The sequence below is a fragment of the Paenibacillus maysiensis genome, from assembly GCF_000520815.1.
GTDB lineage: Bacteria > Bacillota > Bacilli > Paenibacillales > Paenibacillaceae > Paenibacillus > Paenibacillus maysiensis.
Genome location: NZ_ASRY01000340.1, coordinates 1 through 4337, shown reverse-complemented (window position 1 = coordinate 4337; position 4337 = coordinate 1). Strand labels below are relative to the sequence as shown.

The 4337-nt window shown below is 57.3% G+C and carries 1 protein-coding gene; it reads left to right on the top strand.

The annotated features are described in order from the left end of the window. The coding region (locus tag L696_RS29040) for a non-ribosomal peptide synthetase (RefSeq protein WP_155985489.1) at positions 1-4337 on the top strand (4337 nt) is incomplete at both ends.

Below are 4337 nucleotides of genomic sequence, written 5' to 3'. Positions count from 1 at the left end.
GCGAAAAGCCGGTCGGCTTTGAATATGAAGAGCTGCTTCATTTGCAGGCGGACGAGAAACAAGCGTATTTGGATAAAAAGGCCGAGGATGACAAGCTTCGCGGCTTCGACATGGAACATGACGCGCTCGTTCGGGTTACGATCCTGCGCACCGAAGAGCAAAGCTATCATGTGCTGTGGAGTTTCCAGCATATTTTGATGGACGGCTGGTGCCTGCCGCAACTGACGCAGGAGCTGTTTGAAACGTACTCGGCCTTGGCATCCGGCAAGCAGCCAGCGGGAGATAAGGGATCGGATTATGGCGCTTATATCGAATGGTTGGAGAAACAGGACGATCAGGCGGCATCCGGCTATTGGACGGCATTCCTGGCAGGTTATGAAGGGCAAACCGTACTCCCGGGACAAAAGGAACCGGCGCCAAACGGCAGATTTACGGCTGATCACGTCACCGCCGAGCTGGGCAAGGACTTGAGCGAGCGGATGGACCGGGTGGCGAAACAGCGCCTGGTTACGGTCAATACGCTGCTGCAAGCCGCTTGGGGCGTGATGCTGCAAAAATATAACGGAACAAACGATGCCGTATTCGGCAGCGTCGTGGCCGGAAGACCGGTGGAAATCCCGGGCATTGAGTCCATGATCGGGCTGTTCATCAATACGGTGCCGGTCCGCGTCACGAGCGAAGCGGACACCGTGTTCGCCGACCTGATGGCGAAGCTCCAAGAGCGGGCGCTGGAGTCCGGGCGTTATGATTACTATCCGCTGTATGAAATTCAAGCCCGCAGCGTGCAAAAGCAGAACCTGATCAACCATATCATCGCTTTCGAGAACTATCCGGTGGACGAGCAGATGGAGCAGGCGGGCGACCAGCAGCACGGCGACCTGACGATCGCTGATGTTCAGATGGAGGAGCAGACGAACTATAACTTCAACGTGACCGTGGTGCCGGGAGTCGAGATCGAAATTCGGTTCGACTTTAACGCCGAAGTGTTCGATAAAGACAGCATCGAGCGGCTCAAGGGGCATCTCGTCCATCTGCTGGAGCAAGTGACGGATAACCCGGAAATTACCGTGGGCGAGCTGGAACTAGTGACGGAGGCGGAAAAGGCCGACCTTCTCGGACGTTTTAACGACACCACCACGGAATTTCCGCGCGGGAAGACGCTCATTCAATTGTTCGAAGAGCAGGCGGAGCGCATCCCGGATGCAGCCGCCATCTCCTTGAATGAGCAAGAGCTGACCTACCGCGAGCTGAACGAACGCGTCAACCGCCTTGCTCGTACCTTGCGTAGCCACGGGATATCCAAAGGCCGTCTGGTCGCCATTATGGCTGAGCGTTCCATCGAAATGGTGGTGGCCATGCTGGCGGCACACAAAGCCGGAGCGGCTTACGTACCGATTGACCCGGAATATCCCGAGGAGCGTATCCGTTTCTTGATTGAGGATTCGGGAGCGCAGGTCATGCTGACGCAAAGCCGCTTGCGCGAGCGCCTGGCGGGTTCGGACTCCGTGATCTTACTGGATGACGAGTCCTTCTATCACGAGGACGGCACAAATCTAAATCCGGGCACCGAAGCGACGGATCTGGCCTGCGTCATCTATACGTCAGGCACGACGGGCAAGCCGAAAGGCAACCTTGTTTCGCACCGCAACATCGTGCGGATCGTGCGAAATACGAATTATATCGACATCACCGAGCGGGATCATGTCCTCCAGCTTTCGAGCTATTCGTTCGACGGAGCAATTTTCGATATTTTCGGCGCTTTGACCAACGGGGCGCGGCTGGTGTTGGTTCCCCGCGAGACTTTGCTGGAAATCGTCCGGCTGGCGGATCTCATCCAGCGCGAGCGCATCTCGGTCATGCTGATTACGACGGCTTTCTTCAACATCCTTGTAGATGTGAACGTCGACTGCCTGCGGGATGTCCGGGCGATTTTGTTCGGAGGAGAGCGCGTGTCGGTCGGCCATGTGCGTAAAGCGCTCGCCCATATCGGACCGGGCAGGCTCAACCATCTGTACGGCCCGTCGGAAAGCACGGTTTATACCACGTACCTTCCGGTCGACTTCGTCGATGAGTCGGCGGTTACCGTATCCATCGGACGGCCGATCAGCAATACGACGGTGTATATCGTCGACAGCCGGAATAAGCTTCTGCCGATCGGCGTGGCCGGGGAGCTTTGCGTCGGCGGAGAAGGCTTGGTACGGGGCTACAATAACCGGCCGGAACTGACGGCGGAGAAATTTGTGGACAATCCGTTTGTGCTGGGAGAGCGCATGTACCGGACGGGGGATTTGGCGAAATGGCTGCCGGACGGCACGATCGAATACGTGGGACGGACGGACGACCAAGTGAAAATCCGCGGCTTCCGCATTGAGCTGGGCGAGATCGAAGCTCAGCTTCAGAAAGTGGAGGGAATTCGGAAAGCGACGGTATTCGCGAGGGAAGACGCCTCCGGCGAGAAGCAGCTTTGCGCCTATTATGAAGCGGACCGCGAGCTTCCGGCGGCCGAGTTGAAGAGCGTGCTTTCCCAGGAACTGCCGGCCTATATGATTCCGGCGTACCTGATCCAGTTGGAGCGGCTCCCGCTGACGACGAACGGCAAGGTCGACCGCCGATCACTCCCGGCGCCAGAGGAGAGCTTGCAGCCGGGCGAAGGACGTACTCCGCCTCGGACTCCGCTGGAAGCCAGCTTGGCCGGAATTTGGAAAAGCGTGCTCGGACTGGAGCACATCGGGGTTCATGACAACTTCTTCGACCTGGGCGGCCATTCCCTGCGGGCGACGACACTGGTGAGCAAGGTGCATCAGGAGCTGAACGTCGAGCTGCCTCTGCGCGACGTATTCCGCTACTCGACGATCGAAGAGATGGCTCTCGCCATCTCCCGGATCGGAGAGCAGTCGTTCTCGTCGATTCCGCTGGCAGGCGCAAGAGCATATTATCCGCTTTCCTCAGCTCAGAAGCGGCTGTTTATCCTGAATCAGCTGGAAGGGGCCGATCAGAGCTACAACATGCCGGGCGTGCTGCTGCTGGAAGGATCGATTGACCGGAGCCTGCTGGAGAAGGCTTTCCGCGGACTGATCGCACGGCACGAAACGCTGCGAACCGGCTTTGAGATCGTACAAGGCGAAGCAATACAGCGCATTTACGAGAGCGTCGACTTTGCCGTCGAGTACCGTCATGTGAGCGAGGAAGAAGCGCCCGAAGTCGTGCAGGCCTTCATCCGGCCTTTCGACTTGGCGAAGCCTCCGCTGCTGCGGGCGGAGCTCGTAGAGCTGGCAGCCGAACGTTATTTGCTGATGTTCGACATGCACCATATCGTCTCCGACGGGGTTTCGATGGACGTGTTAGTCGAGGAACTCGTTCGTCTGTACGGCGGCGAGTCATTAGAGCCTTTGCGCATTCAATACAAGGATTATGCGGTATGGCAGCAGTCGGACGAGCAAAAAGTGCAGTTGAAACGCGAGGAAGCTTACTGGCTGGACCGTTACCGGGGCGAGCTGCCGGTTCTGGAAATGCCGACGGACTATCCGCGTCCTGCTGTGCAGAGCTTTGAGGGACAAACGCTGACGTCCTTCGTGGACGAGGCAACGAACGAAGGCTTGAAGCAGCTGGCCGCTCAAAGAGGAACGACGCTGTATATGGTGCTGCTTGCGGCATATACCGTGCTTTTGCATAAATACACAGGTCAGGACGATTTGATCGTCGGAACGTCGATTGCGGGCAGAACGCACGGAGACACGCAGCCTTTGATCGGAATGTTCGTCAATACGCTGGCGCTCCGCAATTATCCGGCTTCGGAGAAGACCTTCCTGTCGTATCTGGAAGAAGTGAAAGAAACGACCTTAGGCGCTTACGAGCATCAGAATTATCCGTTCGAAGAGCTCGTCGATAAAGTGCAGGTCAGCCGAGATTTGAGCCGCAACCCGCTGTTTGACACGATGTTCTCCCTGCAAAACTTGGAGGATAAAGAGTTTGAGCTGGAAGGGCTGAAATTGTCCCCGTACCCTAGCGAATACGGCACGGCCAAGTTCGACCTGAGTGTGGATGTTACGGAAGAAAACGGCGGCCTGGAGTGCAGCTTTGAATTCGCAACGGCTCTTTATAAAGAAAGCACGATCCGGCGGCTGTCGACTCATTTCGGACATTTGCTTGCGGCGATCGTAAGCCGTCCGGATGCGAAGATTGCCGAGCTGAACTTGTTGACGGCAGAGGAAAAAGAGCAAATTCTCGGCGCGTTTAACCCGGCGCAGCCGGAAGCGGCTCCTGCGGCCGCGTTCCACCGGCTGTTCGAGGAACAGGCGGAACGCACGCCGGAAGCGGCAGCTGTCGTGTACGAGAAT